Here is a 16,934-nt window from a genome sequence, read left to right on the forward strand (position 1 = left end):
TACGGTACCGGACGGTTGAGCGTTGCCCAGTTGGCCACGGGTTCACGGGGCGGCCACGTTGGACGGGCCCGGAGATCGGGGGCGCAAACAGTCATGATGGTCCTTTCAAAGCGCCTCGGGCCGGTATCCGGATCCCAATGGATCGGACACCGGCCCGAGGCGTGGTTGTTGACGGGGTGCGTGTGGCGGGCTGGTGATTACTCCGCCGCAGCGTCAGGCGCCGGCCTTGACCGCCAGCACCGGGCAGGAGGCTTCGAGCAGGATCTGCTGCGCCGTGCTGCCCATGATCAGCTTTCCCACCGGCGTGCGCTTCCGGAGGCCGATGACAATCAGGTCGGCGCGGTACTTCTCTGCGGCTTCCAGCACCTCGTTGGCTGCATCATTCCCGCGGACCGGCTGCAGCACGAGATGCTCTACACCCTCTCGTTCCAGCCGCTCGGTGACTGCGTTGAGGTCCTCGGCCTGGACGTAGCGTTTGTCCACCAGGGCGTCGCCCCGCGAGGAATTGATGATGACGAGCCGGCTCTGGTTTCTCCGGGCCTCGGCGATCGCCCGGTCCAGGGCTGCTGCGCCCTCTGCCGTGGGAACGTACCCGACGATGATGCTCACTGTTTCTCCTGTCCGTTGCTGACGTGGGTGTCCGCGTTTTCCTGGCCGTCGGTGGCAACTGCCTGCCTGTCGCGGGCCGCCGTTGAGTCGGCCGCCGTCGGGCTGTGCGCCGTCGACCGTGCCGCCGTAGGGCTGTCCGCGAGGGGGCCGTCCACAAGGGGGCTGTCAGCGAAAGTACCGACGGCTGCCAGCTGGCGGGGGCGGGCGCGGCGCCACGTCTTCAGCAGCAGCGGCCAGACCAGGATGATTCCCACCAGGATGTACACGACGACGGCGATCGGCTCGCTCCAGAGTCCGGAGACGTCGCCGGCGGAGAGCTGCAGCGTCTGACGGAGCTGCTTTTCCAGGCGCGGCCCCAGTATCACGCCGAGAATGAGGGGCAGCACCGGCAGGCCGTAGCGCCTCATCATGAAGCCGAGGGCGCCCAGGACCAGCAGGATCACCAGGTCAAACGACTGGAGGTTCACGGAGTACGCGCCCAGGGTGGCGAAGAACAGGATGCCGGCGTAAAGGTACGGGCGGGGGAGCCGCAGGAGCTTCGCCCACACCGGGGCCAGCGGAAGGTTGACCAGCAGCAACAGCGTATTGCCGATGAACAGGCTGGCGATCAGCGCCCAGACCAGCGGGCCTTCGTTGGCGAACAGGAGGGGTCCGGGCTGGATGCCGAACTGGACGAAGGCGGCGAGCATGACGGCGGCCGTGGCGTTGGTGGGCAAACCGAGGGCGAGCATCGGGGTCAGGGTGCCCGCTGCCGCGGCGTTGTTGGCCGCTTCGGGTCCGGCGACGCCTTCGATGGCGCCCTTGCCGAACTCCTCCGGGTGCTTCGAAAGCCGCTTCTCGGTCACGTAGGAGAGGAAGGTGGGGATCTCCGCGCCGCCGGCTGGGAGCGCGCCGAAGGGGAAGCCGAGGGCCGTCCCGCGCAGCCAGGGTTTCCAGGACCGCTTCCAGTCTTCCTTGCCCATCCAGGGCCGGCCGACGGGAATGATCTGCAGCGGAGTGCGGCGCAGGTGCGCCGCCACCCACAGGGCCTCGCCGACGGCGAAGATGGCGACGGCGACCACCACGATGTCCAGCCCGTCGGCCAGCAGCGGCTGGCCGAAGGTGAGGCGCCGCTGACCGCTGACGGAATCGATGCCCACGAGGCCGATGGCCAGGCCGAGACCCAGCGAGGCAAAGCCGCGCAGCCGGGAAGCGCCCAGGACGGCGGTGACGGCCAACAGGGCCAGGATCATGATGGCGAAGTAGCTGGGGGAGCCGAGGCTGACTGCGAACTGGACCACGATGGGGGCGAAAACCACCAGTAGCGCCGTGCCGATGGTGCCGGCCACAAAGGAGCCGATGGCTGCCGTGGCCAGGGCCTGCGCGGCCCTGCCTGCCTTGGCCATCTTGTTGCCCTCGATCGCGGTAATCACGGACGACGACTCACCCGGAGTGTTGAGCAGGATGGAGGTGGTGGAGCCGCCGTACATGCCGCCGTAGTAGATGCCGGCGAACATGATGAAGGCGCTGGTTGGCTCCAGGACGTAGGTCACCGGCAGGAGCAGGGCCACGGTCATGGCCGGTCCGATGCCGGGGAGGACGCCGACTGCAGTGCCGAGGATGACGCCGATCAGGGCGTAGAGGAGGTTGATGGGGGTCAGCGCCGTTGCGAACCCGTCCATCAGTGAGGACAGGATGTCCATCTAGAGAATCCCTTCAAGGAGTCCGGCCGGAAGGGCGATGCCCAGGCCGAGGTAGAAGCCGTAGAACGTCAGCAGCGCCAGGGCCAGCGAGATGAGCCCGTCGCGGACATAGTGGCGGCTTCCGAGGGCCCAGACGCTGCCCCAGAAGAGCACCGTTCCGGAGATGACCCAGCCGGCCCAGTCGATCAGAAGGATGTTGGCGATGAAGGCGCCGGCCAGCGGGAGGACGGTCTTCCAGTCCGCGGGATGACTCAGGTCGACGTCTTCCCCGGCTTCGGCCTCGCCGTGGCCGCCGCGGAGGACATTCACGGCCAGCATCACGGCGGAGACGAGCAGGAGCGCTCCCACGATGACGGGCAGGGTCTTGGGGCCCACGGGGTCCGACTGGGAGTAGGGCGTGACCAGGCGCGCTGCATCCAGGAGGACCAGGGCGCCGGCCGCCCCGAGCAGGGCGGCGACGCCCAGCTCGGAGCGGCCTTTGAGGCGGGATGACAAGGAGGTCACGCCAGGCCGAGCTTCGTCAGAACGTCGGCAACGCGCTTGTCCTGTTCCGTGAGGAAAGACTTGAATTCGTCACCGGTGATGAAGGCGTCGGACCAGCTGTGGGTCTTCAGGGTTTCCTTCCAGGACGCCGACTCGTGCATCTTCTTGAGGGTGGCGATCAGGGCGTCACGGTCGGCGTCGCTGATTCCGGGAGGAGCCACGATGCCGCGCCAGTTCGTGAAGACCAGGTCGATGCCGGACTCCTTGAGCGTGGGGGCATCCACGCCCTCAAGCTTCTTTTCGCCGCTGGTGGCCAGGACGCGGATGTCTCCGGTCTTGATCTGCTGGAGGTATTCCCCGGCGCCTGAGGCAGCAAAGCCCAGCTTGTTGCCGAGGATGGCGGGGAGCAAGTCACCGCCGCCGTCGTAGGAGACAAAGTTGACCTTGGTGGCGTCGATGCCCACCGCACCCGCGAGCTGCATGGGCAGGAGGTGGTCCGGGCCGCCGGGGGAGGAGCCGCCGCCCACGCTTACCTTGGACGGGTCCTTCTTCCAGGCGGCCACGAGGTCGTCGATGGTCTTGTACGGCGAGTCCTTGGACACCATGATGGCGCCCGGCTCCTCGATGAGGCGGGCCAGTGGAGTGGTCTCGGTCAGCTTCGACTCGGACCTGTTGGTGTAGCTGGCTCCGACGACGCCCAGACCCATCAGCATGGTGAGGTCGCCGTTGGCCTTTTCGTTCACGATGCGGGCCAGGCCCACCGTGCCGCCTGCGCCGGCCAGGTTGAAGACCTCCGGGTTCGTGGCGAGCTTCTCGTCTTCGAGGACCTTCGCCGCTGCTCGGGCCGTGGTGTCGTAGCCACCACCGGGAGTGTTGGGCACCATGATGCGCAGCCCCGCCAGGGGGGAGCTGTCCGCAGCGGCGGTGGACGGGCCTGCGGCAGTCTTGCCGGTTGCTCCGCAGCCTGTAGCCAATAGGGCGATGCCTGCAGCGACCGCAGCTACGCGCAATGCGCTGAATCCGCGCATGTTGTTCCTCTTCTCGTTGATCCATTTGATCGGGGTTCTCCGATGCTAGGGCCCAAAGTGATGCGGCTCACTCTTGTGTAACCAGAGAAAGTTAAGTTCATTGCGTTCACGTTTCCGGGCTGCAACCAGACGTGCAACGGGGCGCAAACGGAGCCGCGGTAGCGCTCGAAGAAGCCTCGCATGCCGGCGAAAATCAGCCGGCCCGTGTGGGGTATAGTTCACCCCACCGCGATGCAGACGGCGCGGAACCGCGGGCGCGGTGAAGACCTCCCGCCCCACCTGAAAACACAAGGAAGACAGCAGCACATGACTCGACGGCGAGGAATGTCCCTCGCGGGGCAGTATCTCAGGCTCCAGCTGCTGATTGTGCTGGCAGTGCTGGTGGCGGTGGTGGCAATCTCGCTGGCGCAGTCCGCTGCAACCTTTGAACGGATCGAAGGGCGCCGTGCGCTGTCGGCCGCCGAGACTCTGGCTGCCAATCCGACGGTCCGCAGCCTGCTGGCAAACGCCCAGCCGGGCAGCGGGTCCGCACTCCCCTCGGTTGCAGAGTCGGTGCGGACCATCTCGGGTTCCTCGCAGGTTACCCTGGCCCGCGCTGACAGGACGGTAGTGACGTCCTGGGACCCATCACAGGAGGGCCGCGAGATGGAGCTCGGCGACAGCGTGGTGATGTCCGGGCGGGCCTGGACCGGATTGGTGGGGAGCGGGGCCTCGGAAGCGCTCTCGGCTCACGTGCCAGTGCTGGACGACCGGGGCAAGATGGTCGGCATAGCCGCCGTCGGCAGGAACTTCCCGTCCGTTCTGGAGCGGCTGGGCGATGCCGTTCCGAACCTGCTGACCTACCTGGGCGTTGCCAGCGTCCTGGGTGTGGCGGGATCGCTGCTGCTGGCCCGGCGGGTCAAGCGTCAGACCCTGGGCATGGAGCCGGATGAGATCACCGGCCTCGTCGAGAACCGCGAAGCCATGCTCCACGGACTCAAGGAGGGAGTGGTGGCGCTCGACCCCCAACAGCGGATCTCTGTGGTCAATGACAGTGCCCGGCGCCTGCTGGGCCTGCCCGACGACTGCGTGGGCAAGAGTCTTGGCAGCCTGAGGGTGCAGCCCGCCCTGAAGGAAGTGCTGACGCAGGACCAGCCCGGTCCGGACCGCCTGGTCTTGGTGGGGGAGAACCTGCTGGTGCTGAACCGGATGCCCATGCGCTCGCACGGGCGCGTCATCGGTTCGGTGACCACGCTGCGCGACCGGACGGAACTGGCCTCCCTCGAACGGGAGCTTGGCACGACGCGGACGGCCACGGACACCCTCCGCGCGCAGGCGCATGAATTCGCCAACCAGCTCCATACGATTTCCGGGCTGATCCAGATCGGCGAGTATGACGCCGTCGTCCAGTTCGTGAACGGCACGACGTCCAACCGCACGCGCCTCAACGATGAAGTGACCAGCCGGATTGAAGATCCAGCCCTGGCAGCCCTGCTCATCGCGAAGTCGAGCCTTGCCGCCGAGCGCGGCGTTTCGCTGGAACTTGCGCCGGACTCCAGGCTGGGCAGAGTGGATGAGGAGCTGTCCCGGGACCTCACCACCGTGGTGGGCAACCTCGTGGACAACGCGCTCGATGCAGTCACGAATGCCGCTTTCGACGCCGAGGCGGAGGTGCTCATCGAGGAGGCCGACGGCGGTGTGCGGGTGGTGGTGCGGGACTCCGGTCCGGGCGTCCCGGCGGACGTCATGGATGACATCTTCCGGCAGGGATTCAGCACCAAGAATTCGTCCGACGGCGGCCGCGGCTACGGCCTCGCGCTTGCGCGGGTGGTCTGCCAGCGCAGGGGCGGACGACTCACGGTACACAACGACGCCGGCGCAGTTTTCACGGCGGAGCTTTTTCCCATCGGTCACAAGGGTAAGGGAGGGCGGCCATGATCAGTGTCCTGATTGTTGACGACGACTTCATGGTTGCCAAAGTCCACGCCGGATTCATCCAGCGCACGCCGGGTTTCGCCGTCGTCGGGGTTGCCCATACCGGGGCCCAGGCGATTCTGGAAACGACCAGGCTCCAGCCTGACCTCGTACTGCTGGACATCCATCTCCCGGACATCAACGGGCTTGACCTGATGCACCGCCTGCGGGAGGTGGCGCCCGAGCTGGACGTCCTGGTCATCAGCGCCGCCCGGGAAGTGGAGACGGTGCGGCGTGCCCTGCGCGGCGGGATCGTGCATTACCTGATCAAGCCGTTCTCCCAGACGGACCTGCAGGAACGCCTGGAGCATTACCGGAATGCCTACCAGAGCCTTGCCTCCTCGAAAGATGTGGCGGAACAGGCCGACGTCAACCGGGTATTCGGCCTGGAGCGCGGGGACCGGCCACTGCCGAAGGGATGCAGCGCCGAGACGCTGCAGGTGGTGGAGCGGGCGCTGCACGCGGCCACGGGGGACGTTTCCGCGGCTGAGCTGGCCGTCCTGGTCGGCACTTCCCGGGTGAGTGCGCGGCGCTACCTGGAGTACCTCAACGATGAGGGGCTGGTGGATGTGACCCTCAAGTACGGCGTCGGACGTCCCGAGCGGCGGTATGCGTGGAAAGCGGTGTGAAGCGCCCGCGGCTGGAGAAATGCGCCGGCGCGGCTGTCAGGTGGCAGTCCGCGCTTTGACGGTTTCGATCCCCTTCAGCGCGCTGGCGGTGACGTGGTCGACGTCGGCGGTGCCATCGACGGAGACCAGTATGCCGCGTCGGCCGTAGCGTGCGATGACGGGCTGGGTCTCTTCGCGGTAAAGCTGCAGGCGGTGACGGATGACGCTCTCGGTGTCATCGCTGCGCCCTTCGGCCCGGGAACGGAGCAGGAGCCGGCGGACGATCTCGTCGTCATCAGCGGTGACTTCCAGAACAGCGTCCAGGGTTTTCCCGCTGCTCTCGAGAATGCCGTCCAGGTTCTCCATCTGGCTCAGGGTTCGGGGGTAACCGTCGAGCAGGAAGCCATTCCCCGTGTCGTCCTGCTGCAACCGCTCCCGCACCATGGCCGTAGTGATGTGGTCGGGCACAAGGTCGCCGGCATCGAGATATTTTTTGGCCTGGTTGCCCAGAGGCGTTTGGTCACTCAGGTGGCTTCGGAACATGTCCCCGGTGGAGATCTCCGGGATGCCCAACTTTTCGCTGAGGCGGTGCGCCTGGGTGCCTTTGCCCGACCCGGGAGGGCCAGCGATCAACAGTCTCGTCATGCGTCTGTCCGTTCTGGTCTGTCGGCTGACGTTGCGCGGTGGCGTGACCGCCGCACGGAGGCGCTGGGTGCCGGAATTGCAACCATGACATGCGTGCCGGCAGCGGGTCAAGCATCGCTTCCGGGGATGCTGCACCCAGGCGCCGACTGCGGACTGCCTGCGTACTGCCGAGTAATTCCGGGTAGTTGCGGCGCAAAAGACGGGTAGCTGCCCACGGTGACTTAAGCGTTCGGCGGGTCGTTGAATTGGTCTGGCAGGGCAACAGTCACAGTGACGGGGGCAACGAAATGTACTTTTCGGGCAGGCGGGCCGGGTCCCGGCAAGGATCCGCGGCATCCGGTCTTGAATCGTCCTGGAGCAGGCCATGAGCTCCGGACTGGCATCGGCGGTGCAATTCGCAGCCTCCCTGCCGGGCACGGTCCTTCTGACACTGGGGCAGGTCCTCGTCGTCGTGTGCGCCTGCTTCGACATGGTCCGGGTGCTCTCAGTGCCCCGTTCCCACCGCCGCTACGTGGCCAACACCGTCTTCCGGACGCTGGCGCCGCCGGCGATCCTGGTCACGGCGATCAAGGTGCTGATCGCGGCGGCGTCCGGCGTATGGCCGGACGTCACTGCCGGGATGTTTGTGCTGGTCGTCGTGACCTACCGGTGGTACACAGACAACGATGAGGACAGCTGGTGGAAGGGCAAGGGCAAGGCGCTGGGCCGGCGGCTCATGAAGCTGGCTGCGCTGCCGCCCCGGACTACACCGGCCGCGGCCCGATTCGTGTCGTCCCGGCAGGTTGTCAGTCGTTGAACAGCCCGGCCAGGTCCTCAGCGGTCAGCGAACCGCCGGACAGGGCATCGCCTTCCATCACGTCGGCGAAGAGCTGCGACTTCTTCGCCTTCAGCGCCATGACCTTCTCCTCGATGGTGTCCTTGGCCACCAGCCGGTAGACCATCACGTTCCTGGCCTGGCCGATGCGGTGCGTGCGGTCCACGGCCTGGGCTTCGGAGGCGGGGTTCCACCACGGGTCCAGCAGGAACACGTAGTCGGCCTCGGTCAGGTTCAGCCCGAAGCCGCCGGCCTTGAGGCTGATCAGGAACACCGGGGCCGCGCCGTTCTTGAACTCGTTCACCACGTCGGTGCGGTTCCGGGTTCCGCCGTCGAGATAGCAGAACTCGATGTTCTCCTCGACGAGGCGCTCACGGACCTTCCCGAGGAAACCCGTGAACTGGCTGAAGATCAGCGCCCGGTGGCCTTCGGCCACCAGGTCCTCGAGCTGTTCGAACAGGACGTCCAGCTTGCTGGACCGCACACCGGACAGCGACGCGTCCACCAGCGACGCATCCAGGCTCAGCTGCCGCAGCAGTGTGAGCGATTGGAAAATGGTGAAGCGGTTTTTATTGACGTCGTCGATCAGGCCCAGGATCTTCTGCCGTTCCCGCTGCAAGTGTGTCTGGTAGACCTTCTGGTGCCGAGGGTTCAGCACCACTTCAAGGATCTGCTCCTGCTTGGGCGGCAGGTCGTGGATGACCTGCTCTTTCGTCCGGCGCATCATCAGAGGGCGGACCCGACGGCGGAGCTTGTCCAGCTGCCCCTTGTCACCGTTTTTTTCCACCGGCTTCTGGTAGTACTCGGCGAACCGCTTGGGACTCGCGAACAGGCCGGGCGCCACGATCGATGTCAGCGCCCAGAACTCCATCAGGTTGTTCTCCAGCGGGGTGCCGGTGATGGCGAGCTTGAACGCAGCCGGCAGCTTGCGGGCGCACTGGTAGGCCTTTGACTGGTGGTTCTTCACGAACTGCGCCTCGTCCAGCACCAGCCCGGCCCACTGCCGCGAGGCGTAAGCGTCGTAGTCGATCCGGAACAGCGCATAGGACGTGATGATGATGTCCGCCCCGGCCATGGCCTCGGCGGGGTCCACCCCGTTCTTCGCGAAGGTCTCGCCGATGGCCCGCACGGTGAGGCCCGGCGCGAAGCGCGCGGCCTCCGCCTCCCAGTTGCCCACGACGCTCGTGGGCGCCACCACCAGGAAGGGCGCGGCGCCGTCGGGCGTTGCCGTGTCCTCAACCGGAGCAGCACCAGCAGCGGCGTGGTCCTTGGCGGCGCACATCAGCGCCAGAGCCTGGACGGTCTTGCCGAGGCCCATGTCGTCCGCCAGCACCCCGCCCAGCCCGTGCCGGTACAGGAAGGTCAGCCAGTTGTAGCCCTCCAGCTGGTAGGGGCGCAGGTCGGCGTTCAGCGTGGCAGGCAGCGGCAGGCCGTTCACTCCGCCCTCAAGCAGTCCGCCTACCGCCTCACGCCAGGCGGCCGCCTGTTCGTCCACGATTCCCAGCTGCGCCAGCTCGTCCCACAGGCCCGCCTGGAAGCGGCTGATCTGCAGCGGGGCGTCCTTGTTGTCCTGCAGTGCACGGGCTTCATCAATCAGCGCCCGCAGCTGGTGCAGCTCGGGGAGGTCGAGGGAGAAGTACGCACCGCTGGGGAGCAGCATGCGTGTCTGCCCGGCCGCCAGCGCCGAGAACAGCGCCGCGAAGGACACAGGTTGGCCCTCAAGGGTGATCACGATGCCGAGGTCGAACCAGTCCCGCTGGTCCGTCGCCTTCGTCGAAATCGCCACCACCGGGGCTTCCTCGGCCTCGCGGTAGTCTGCGATGTCGCCGGATGTGTCCACATCGACGCCTGCGGTGTTTTGCAGGCGGGGGAGGACTTCCTCGGTGAAGGCCAGCGTGTCCAGACCGCTAAGTTCGGCGGTGCCCGCAAGCCGCGGCGTGCCCCAGCCGCCCGTGGCGGATTCACCCAGCGCCGGCACAACATCCCATGGCTGACCCACGGCCTCAAGGATCCTCGCTTCGGCGGGGTCGTCCCGGTAGCCGTGATCACCCGGGTGCCGCCAGAGCGGCTGCGCGGTGACGAGGTTTCCGGACTTGTAGTGCCACTCCCAGTGCAGCCTGAGGCGGTGGTCGGCGCCGTAATTGGCCAGCAGGGACAGGGTGGGGATGGCCAGGGTGGGCAGTTCAACCGACTCGTCCGACGCCGTAACCCGGGCCGTCTGCTTCAGCTTCGGGTAGAACCCTGTAAGGAAGCGGCTTTCGTCGTGGGCTGGGATGTGAAGGGTGCTCCCGGCCGTGACGAACGTCAGGAGTTCTTCGCTCAGGCCGCTTTCGAGCGGAGCCAGGGTGATCACGGTGTCCGCCGCAACGCCGGGCAGCGCATCCCCGCCGGAGGTTATGAAGATGCCATGCGCCGGGCGGCCGATGGTTCCCACCGATGCCGGATCCACCTCCGCGCCCTCAACGGTGATGGTGGGCGCAAGCTCCAGCCCGCCGCCGTCGGGCGTCCTGGACCTGGCGCCATTCGCCGCCGCGTTGTCAGTCGCCGCTGCGACATCCACCGCTGCACCATCCACGCCTGAGCCGTATCGGCTCAGATTAAGGCCGACGGCGGCAGGCACTTCTGCGATCCGTACCGGCTCCTGCCCGCGGCTGTGGACCAGGGCCACGCCGATCTTCTTGGCCTCATCCAGCAGGCTCCACAGGTTCTTGCCGGCAAAGGTGTTCATCCCCAGCCACAGGGCGGACGACGAGTGCACCCGGCTGGCGGCCGAGGTATGGGCAGCGAGGAAGGCCTGCATCCACTCCACGTGGGCCTCGTTGCATTCGCGCCGGAAATTCAGGTAGCTGAGCGTGTTCCAGGAGACATCGCCACGGATCCACTTGCCCTTGGCCCCCATGATCACCGGGCGGGCCTTGAGCTGGCGGACGCTGCGGAGCGGATCCCGGCGGCCGGTGTAGGAGAAATGCGGGGCCGGTTCCTCCACCTCGAACTGGAGGGCCAGCGGGATGCCGCCGGCGGACTGGGTAATGCCCGGTTGTGAAATCAGCGGGCTCAGCGCCTGTTCCCAGTCCGCGAGCTCCGGACCGGACGGCTCGCGCGACAGCCGGGAAACCTCCGCCGGAGCCAGCAGCTTCACACGGATGGCAGGATTGTCCTCGGCGGCGAACAGCAGCGCGGCCACATGCTTGCAGTCCTTGCGGACGGGACAGCTGCAGACACCCACGGTGCAGCTCCAGCCTGCGGCTCTCCGCACGAGTTTCGCCGTGGTCGAATACGGCACTTCGGCGCCGCCGCGCACCTTGCCCAGCATCAGCCCCGTGACGGCGTCGAACGAGATCCCGGACACGCGGCTGCCCATGGCATACGCGAGTCCGGCCGCGAGGGAGCGGTCGTTGATCGCGGGTGTCTGGATTGCCAGTGCCGCACTCTCGTCCGGTTTGGATGGCATGGTGCGCGCTACTTTCAGCAGGTCAAAAATCTGCAGGTTATCTGATCCATCTTAGTCAGCCGGGAGGTGCCCTGAAACTTCGCCTGGCGTTCACCTCCCACTCAACCGCCGGGCAAGTGTCGGCGCGTACGTTGAAAGGGTCCTGAGCACCACCGGCTTTCTGCAGTGAGGATTTCCCATGACTTCCAGCGAATACCCTGTCGTTTTGACCCTTGAAGGCACCGAGGCCGGCAACGACGAGATTGTTGACGCCAACGTCTCCGTGGTGAATACGATGTACCAGGAGCTCCTCAACTCCGGGGAGATCGCGCCCAACGCCCTGCGCAGCTACTTCGTGGACTTCTACGTGACCCAGTCACTGGGCGGCGGCTTTGCACAGTACGTCTTCACCGCGCCGGAGCGTGAAGAGCTGGATACCTACGTCCGCGACGGCCTCGAAGGAATGGGCGCCGCAGCCCACCTGGAGCTGTTCAACCGCGCCGCGGCGGCCTTCGATTCCCTCGCGGACGAGGAAGCGGACATCTACCTGGACGGCGAATGGGACGCAGAGTCTGACGGGGAACTGCCGGAGGCCGTCCAGGCCATGGAAGACCTCGACGCCGAATTCGAATCGCTGCTGGAAACCGAGGACGTCACCGGCCTCAACGCAGCCTGGCTTCGGGGCCAGGAGGGACTGCTGGTCCTGACGGAGGTCGAGCTCACCGCCCATATCGCGATGCGCGTGGCCCAGATCCCGGACCTCGACGAGCGCCGTGCCGAAGCCGAGGAGGAAGCACTGGATAACGCCCCTGAGTTCGAGGTCATCATCCGCGAGCTGTGCGGCATCGCAGGTTACGCGCTGCAGAAGATCACCATGGGCGATCCCAACTACGAGCACAACGGCGAGACGGTCCTGGCCTGGCACTTCAGCACGGACCACGGCGACTTCCTCATGATCGAAGAGGACGACGAGGCCTTCATGCTCAACCCGGAGACCAAGGAAATCGTGGCGGCCGTGGAGTTCGAGGAAGTGGACGAGGACCTGGTGGACGCGTAGCGAAGCAGGGCACGGGGCCCGGGCACCCCCATTCGGGGGACCCGGGCCCCGCTGTCTAGGTTTTCCGCAGGGTCGCTTTCCGATACTGGCATCCACATCGGGCCATGGACCTGATGTGCATCACCGGCGGGCTGGGGTTCAGCCAGGTGAAGTCTGGGCCTTTGGAGGGGAGCTTTCCATGAATTCTGCACGCAATCGTCAGCGCTTGGCAACGGGAATCACCGCGGGGGCGCTTGCCGTCCTCGCCGTGCAGGCCGTGGCCGTTCCGGGTTCAGCCGTGATCAGTGACCCGGGTGCGCACATTATTACTGTTTTCCCGGAACGCGACATGGTCTCCGCCGAAGGGTACGCAGCCGGCGACCGTCCCACCATCCAGGTGCTTCGCGGCGGTGCTGTCATCGGCACGGCGTCGAACCTGGTGCCCGTGGCCGGCATCGTGGAAGTCAACCATCCCGGCGGAGGCTGCTGGGAAGGTACCACTCCGGACATCCGCTCGGGTGACGTGATCCGTGTTCTGACAGCGCCCGACGTCGGCGACCAGACTTTCGTGGGGAACGTCATCGTCACGCAGCCGGCCACGAAGGTCAACGCCAGCACCGTGGTAATGAAGGGCACCGCTGTTGCGCCCGGCGGCGGGCAGCTTCCGGCGGACCAGCTCGAAGCCAGGGTCGTGGCCGCCAACCAGTCCTTCGTGGTCAACGGGCGCCGGACACTCCGTGCAAGCTCAGTCGCCGGCGACGACGGCACCATCGCCTACGACGGCCCGGGTGTCACCACCTGGACGGCCACGTGGACGGGCCTCACCGGCGTCGGGACGGACGGCGTGTCCGACGCAGACCGCGCTGCATCCCCCACTAGCTCGGAAAGCCGGGGAATGTGGCTGGGACGCAACGCCGCGGTCGGCAACGAAGTCACGATTTTCGAGTATGCGGCCATCGGCGGCCCGGCCGGGCCCGAATGCACGGCACCCCTGGCAAAGGGGCCGAGCACACCTGACCTGACGGCCGCCAGCGATACTGGGCGTTTGAACACGGACAACATCACGCGCAGCACCAACCCAAGCTTCACGGGTGCGGCGGCGTTGCCGGACGCCGCGAGCGTCAACCTCTACATTGACGGTGTGGCCAGCGGCTCGGCAACAGTGGCCGCGAATGGCAGCTACTCGATCACGTCCAACCGCGCGCTGGCCAACGGGCGGCACACAGTGACGGCCGGCGAAGTCAGCCCGGCCGGCGTCGAGACACGGTCCGTCGGATCCCTGGCCCTCACCGTCGACACCGTGGGCCCCGTTGTTACCACCAAGGCTCCGGCCACCAACTCGCTGATGGCCAGCCAGACCGCCAACGTCACGGCAACCTTCAACGAGGCGATCGCAGGACTGGGAACGGCATCCTTCACCCTGAAGAACTCGGCAGGAGCGCTCATCGCCGCTCCGGTCACGTGGAACGCCACCACCAGGGTTGCGACGCTGAACCCGACGGCTACCCTCGCTGCAGACAGGAAGCACACCGCAGGCCTTACCGCGGGCATCACGGACCTGGCGGGCAACCCGCTTGCTGCGTCCTCCTGGGCCTTCACCACCGGCCCGCGGCCGACGGTGACCGGCAGGACGCCTGCAGTCAACGCAACCGGGGTGAGCCGGACGGCCAACGTCACTGCCACCATCAGTGAGAAAGTGACGGGTGTCAGCGGCGGAACGTTCGCACTGCGGAACGCGGCCACGGGAGCACTCGTCAGCTACGCGGTCAGCTACAACGCCACGACGCGGGTCGCTACGCTGAACCCCAACGTCACCCTGGCGGCAAACACCAGGTACACGGTGGTCTTGTCCACGAGTATCAAGGATGCTGCGGCAAACCCGCTCATCGGAACGTCCTGGAGCTTCACCACAGGCCGGTAGCGGCACAGCTTCACTCGACGTCCGGCCCGGTGCCGCCCGCAAGGGCGGTCCCGGGCCGGACTCATGTGGGGGCACGGGCTCGCCCTGGTTGAGCTTGTCGAAACCTGGGTCCCGACAGGCGCTGGTTGAGCTTGTCGAAACCTGGGTCCCGAGAGGCGCTGGTTGAGCTTGTCGAAACCTGGGTCCCGAGAGGCGCTGGTTGAGCTTGTCGAAACCTGGGTCCCGACAGGCTCGAAGGGCGCGTACACGGTGTGTACAAATGTACATAGCACTGTGTACGCTTGTACGCATGACTTCCGACTACTTCGCAGGCGACACCCGGACCAACCACGAGCGCATGCTGGCAGGGGACCTCTACATCTCCGACGACCCCAACATTGCCGCCCGGCAGCAGCGCGCAGTCCGCCTGGCCGTCGAGTACCAGGCAGCCTATGCCCGCGATATCGACTCGGCGCAGCCGATCATCAGGGAACTCTTGGGTGAACTTGCCGACGGCGCCCACATCCGGCCGCCGCTGTTCGTCGACTACGGCACCTACATCCGGGTCGGCAAAGGCACGTTCATCAACTTCAACCTCACAGCCCTGGACGTTGCGCCGATCACCATCGGCGAGGACTGCCAGATCGGCCCCAACGTCCAGCTGCTGACGCCCACGCATCCGCTGGGACCCCGGCCCCGGCGGGACAAGCTCGAGGCGGCCCAGCCGATCACCATTGGCGACAACGTCTGGATCGGCGGCGGGGCCATCATCCTGCCTGGGGTCACAGTGGGTGAAAACAGCGTCATCGGCGCCGGGGCGGTGGTCACCCGCGATGTGCCGCCCAACGTCGTGGCCTTGGGAAACCCGGCCCGCGTGGTCCGTGAGCTATGACGGCGCCCCAGGGGCCGCCGTCGGAAAAACCGCGCTCTCGCCGCCATGATCCGGGACGCCGGGAGCGTCTGATTGACGTCACGCTGGATGTCATCGCTGAAAACGGGGTTGCCGGCACAACGCACCGGAAGGTCGCGGCGGCCGCAAACGTCCCCCTCGGCTCCATGACGTACCACTTTCAGGGCATCGACGAGCTCCTGGCGGCCGCCTTTACGAAGCTCGCCGACCTTACGGCAGACGGCTTCGAAGCGGCGCTGTCGGCGGCGGACGGTCCCCGGCAGGCGCGGGAGGCCGTCGTCGGGCTGATCACCGGTGACCTGCTGGGGGAGCGGCGAAGCATCCTGCTGACGTACGAGCTGTATGCGCTGGCCGCCCGCCGCCCCAACCTGCGGCTGGTGACCGACACCTGGATGGCGCGGAGCCGGGCAGCACTGGAACGGCACTTCGATCCGGACACTGCCCGGATGCTCGATGCGCTGATTGAGGGCCTGTCCATTCACCGGGCGCTGGCCCTGAACCCGATGCCCGTACAAACGGTCCGCGAGGCCGTCGAAAGAATTGCACCCGACTCATGAGTTCAGCTTTTGTCCCTGCCGACGCGCCCCAACTGTCCCCCCAGCGGCTACAGCGCGCCCGGTTCGCCGTGGCGGCACTGTTTCTGACCAATGGCGCGCTCTTCGCCAACCTGCTGCCCCATTACCCGGCAATTATCGACGATCTCCAGCTGAGCAACGCCCAATTCGGCGTCGCCGTCGCGTCATTTCCGTTGGGGGCAATTATTGCCGGCCTGGCGTCGGGGGTCCTGGTGCGCCGCTTCCGATCATCGCGCGTCGCGACGGCGGGCACCTGGCTGATCGGGGTCGCTATCCTGCTCGCGGGGATCGCCCCGTCCTGGTTGGCCCTTGCGGCAACGCTGTTTGTCGCCGGCGCAATGGACGCCGTCACCGACGTGGCCCAGAATTCGCACGGGTTGCGGGTGCAGCGGCTGTACAACCGGTCCATCCTCAACTCGTTCCACGCAGTCTGGAGCATCGGCGCCGTCCTGGGCGGCCTCATGGGTGCAGCGGCAGCCGGACTGGACATCCCGCGGGGCCTGCATCTGGCGGTATCGCTGGTCGTCTTCAGCGCGCTGACTCTTACCTGCTACCGCTACCTGCTGCCGGGACCGGAGCCCGTCGAAGTGCCGGAGGCGGCCGGAGCGCCCGGACAGAACCGCCGCGCTGCCCGGGGCGCGCCGGCGAAGTACTTCATTCTCGCGGCGCTTGTCCTTATCGCAGCGGCCGGGGCTCTGGTGGAAGACGCGGGCAGTTCCTGGGCCGCGGTCTACCTGTCCGGCCCCCTCGAAGCTTCCGCGACAGTGGCGGGGCTTGGCTTCGTTGCCCTGACTGGCATGCAGTTCATCGGCCGCATGTTCGGAGACCGCCTGGTTGACCGCTTCGGTCAGCGGCTTGTCGCGCAGGCCGGAGGGACCGTTGCTGCTGCCGGAATGGGCACGGCCCTGCTCTTTCCATCCGTCGCAGGCACTATCACCGGCTTCGGACTGGCGGGCCTCGGGGTGGCGACCCTTGTGCCCGCCGCCATGCACACCGCTGACGAACTGCCCGGGCTCAGGGCGGGAACCGGACTGACCGTCATCAGCTGGCTCATGCGGCTCGGATTCCTGCTTTCACCGCCCGTTGTCGGGGCAGTCGCGGATACCGCAGGCCTCCGTATCGGGCTGCTGGTCATTCCGTTGGCCGGTGCCATCGTTCTGGCCGTGTCTCCGGCGCTTGCCTCCCGGGCCCGGGCAAACCTCCCGGAGCCGGCGTTGCCTGAACCCCTCGGGCAACGCCACTAACCGCCCGTCCGGCAGAT

The 16,934-nt window shown here is 66.7% G+C and carries 14 protein-coding genes; 8 read left to right on the forward strand and 6 right to left on the reverse strand.

What is annotated here, in order from left to right:
- Positions 1-213: 213 nt before the first annotated feature.
- From AC1D14_RS10730 to AC1D14_RS10745, 4 genes are read right to left on the reverse strand one after another with little or no spacing between them, the layout of a single operon-like run.
- Positions 214-609, reverse strand: coding sequence for a universal stress protein (locus tag AC1D14_RS10730; protein WP_230121354.1), 396 nt, complete (start codon positions 607-609; stop codon positions 214-216).
- Complete coding sequence (locus AC1D14_RS10735) at positions 606-2,291, reverse strand: tripartite tricarboxylate transporter permease (protein WP_476968464.1); 1,686 nt, start codon at positions 2,289-2,291, stop codon at positions 606-608. Before AC1D14_RS10735 ends, AC1D14_RS10730 begins: the two co-directional genes overlap by 4 nt.
- On the reverse strand, positions 2,292-2,795 hold the full coding sequence (locus tag AC1D14_RS10740) for a tripartite tricarboxylate transporter TctB family protein (protein WP_230121352.1): 504 nt from the start codon (positions 2,793-2,795) through the stop codon (positions 2,292-2,294). It lies immediately after the preceding gene.
- Entirely contained in the window at positions 2,792-3,802 is a 1,011-nt protein-coding gene (locus AC1D14_RS10745; RefSeq protein ID WP_476968465.1) for a Bug family tripartite tricarboxylate transporter substrate binding protein, read from the reverse strand. The genes AC1D14_RS10740 and AC1D14_RS10745 overlap by 4 nt, the downstream gene beginning before the upstream one ends.
- A 324-nt stretch (positions 3,803-4,126) precedes the next feature.
- Between AC1D14_RS10745 and AC1D14_RS10750 the strand changes: the two genes are divergently transcribed.
- The gene (locus tag AC1D14_RS10750) at positions 4,127-5,719 is read left to right on the forward strand and encodes a sensor histidine kinase (protein ID WP_230121356.1); all 1,593 of its coding nucleotides are present in this window, start codon (positions 4,127-4,129) and stop codon (positions 5,717-5,719) included.
- Positions 5,716-6,384 (forward strand): response regulator, encoded by a 669-nt coding sequence (locus AC1D14_RS10755; protein WP_230121350.1) that lies wholly within the window; start codon positions 5,716-5,718, stop codon positions 6,382-6,384. The genes AC1D14_RS10750 and AC1D14_RS10755 overlap by 4 nt, the downstream gene beginning before the upstream one ends.
- Positions 6,385-6,420: 36 nt before the next feature.
- Here AC1D14_RS10755 and AC1D14_RS10760 read toward each other — a convergent pair whose 3' ends face one another.
- Complete coding sequence (locus tag AC1D14_RS10760) at positions 6,421-7,008, reverse strand: adenylate kinase (protein ID WP_230121349.1); 588 nt, start codon at positions 7,006-7,008, stop codon at positions 6,421-6,423.
- Between the two features lie 364 nt (positions 7,009-7,372).
- Between AC1D14_RS10760 and AC1D14_RS10765 the strand changes: the two genes are divergently transcribed.
- Positions 7,373-7,804, forward strand: coding sequence for a hypothetical protein (locus tag AC1D14_RS10765; protein WP_476968466.1), 432 nt, complete (start codon positions 7,373-7,375; stop codon positions 7,802-7,804).
- Here AC1D14_RS10765 and AC1D14_RS10770 read toward each other — a convergent pair.
- Positions 7,794-11,273: an SNF2-related protein gene (locus AC1D14_RS10770; protein ID WP_476968467.1), complete on the reverse strand. Its 3,480-nt coding sequence runs from the start codon at positions 11,271-11,273 to the stop codon at positions 7,794-7,796. The two genes, AC1D14_RS10765 and AC1D14_RS10770, sit on opposite strands and share 11 nt — an antisense overlap.
- Positions 11,274-11,451: 178 nt before the next feature.
- On the opposite strand from AC1D14_RS10770, the gene AC1D14_RS10775 reads away from it, so the two are divergent.
- The 5 genes from AC1D14_RS10775 to AC1D14_RS10795 all read left to right on the forward strand — a co-directional run bounded on the left by AC1D14_RS10775 (position 11,452) and on the right by AC1D14_RS10795 (position 16,917).
- Positions 11,452-12,309 carry a DMP19 family protein gene (locus tag AC1D14_RS10775; protein ID WP_476968468.1) on the forward strand — a complete coding sequence of 286 codons (858 nt, stop codon included), beginning with the start codon at positions 11,452-11,454 and terminating at the stop codon, positions 12,307-12,309.
- Positions 12,310-12,487: 178 nt separating this feature from the next.
- Positions 12,488-14,209 carry an Ig-like domain-containing protein gene (locus AC1D14_RS10780; protein ID WP_230121403.1) on the forward strand — a complete coding sequence of 574 codons (1,722 nt, stop codon included), beginning with the start codon at positions 12,488-12,490 and terminating at the stop codon, positions 14,207-14,209.
- A gap of 289 nt (positions 14,210-14,498) precedes the next feature.
- Positions 14,499-15,080, forward strand: a complete 582-nt coding sequence (locus AC1D14_RS10785; RefSeq protein WP_230121402.1) for a sugar O-acetyltransferase — start codon at positions 14,499-14,501, stop codon at positions 15,078-15,080.
- Positions 15,077-15,655 (forward strand): TetR/AcrR family transcriptional regulator, encoded by a 579-nt coding sequence (locus AC1D14_RS10790; protein WP_230121401.1) that lies wholly within the window; start codon positions 15,077-15,079, stop codon positions 15,653-15,655. Before AC1D14_RS10785 ends, AC1D14_RS10790 begins: the two co-directional genes overlap by 4 nt.
- The gene (locus tag AC1D14_RS10795) at positions 15,652-16,917 is read left to right on the forward strand and encodes an MFS transporter (protein WP_476968469.1); all 1,266 of its coding nucleotides are present in this window, start codon (positions 15,652-15,654) and stop codon (positions 16,915-16,917) included. The genes AC1D14_RS10790 and AC1D14_RS10795 overlap by 4 nt, the downstream gene beginning before the upstream one ends.
- Positions 16,918-16,934: the final 17 nt, after the last annotated feature.

It is taken from the genome of Arthrobacter sp. P1_B11 (assembly GCF_056406715.1).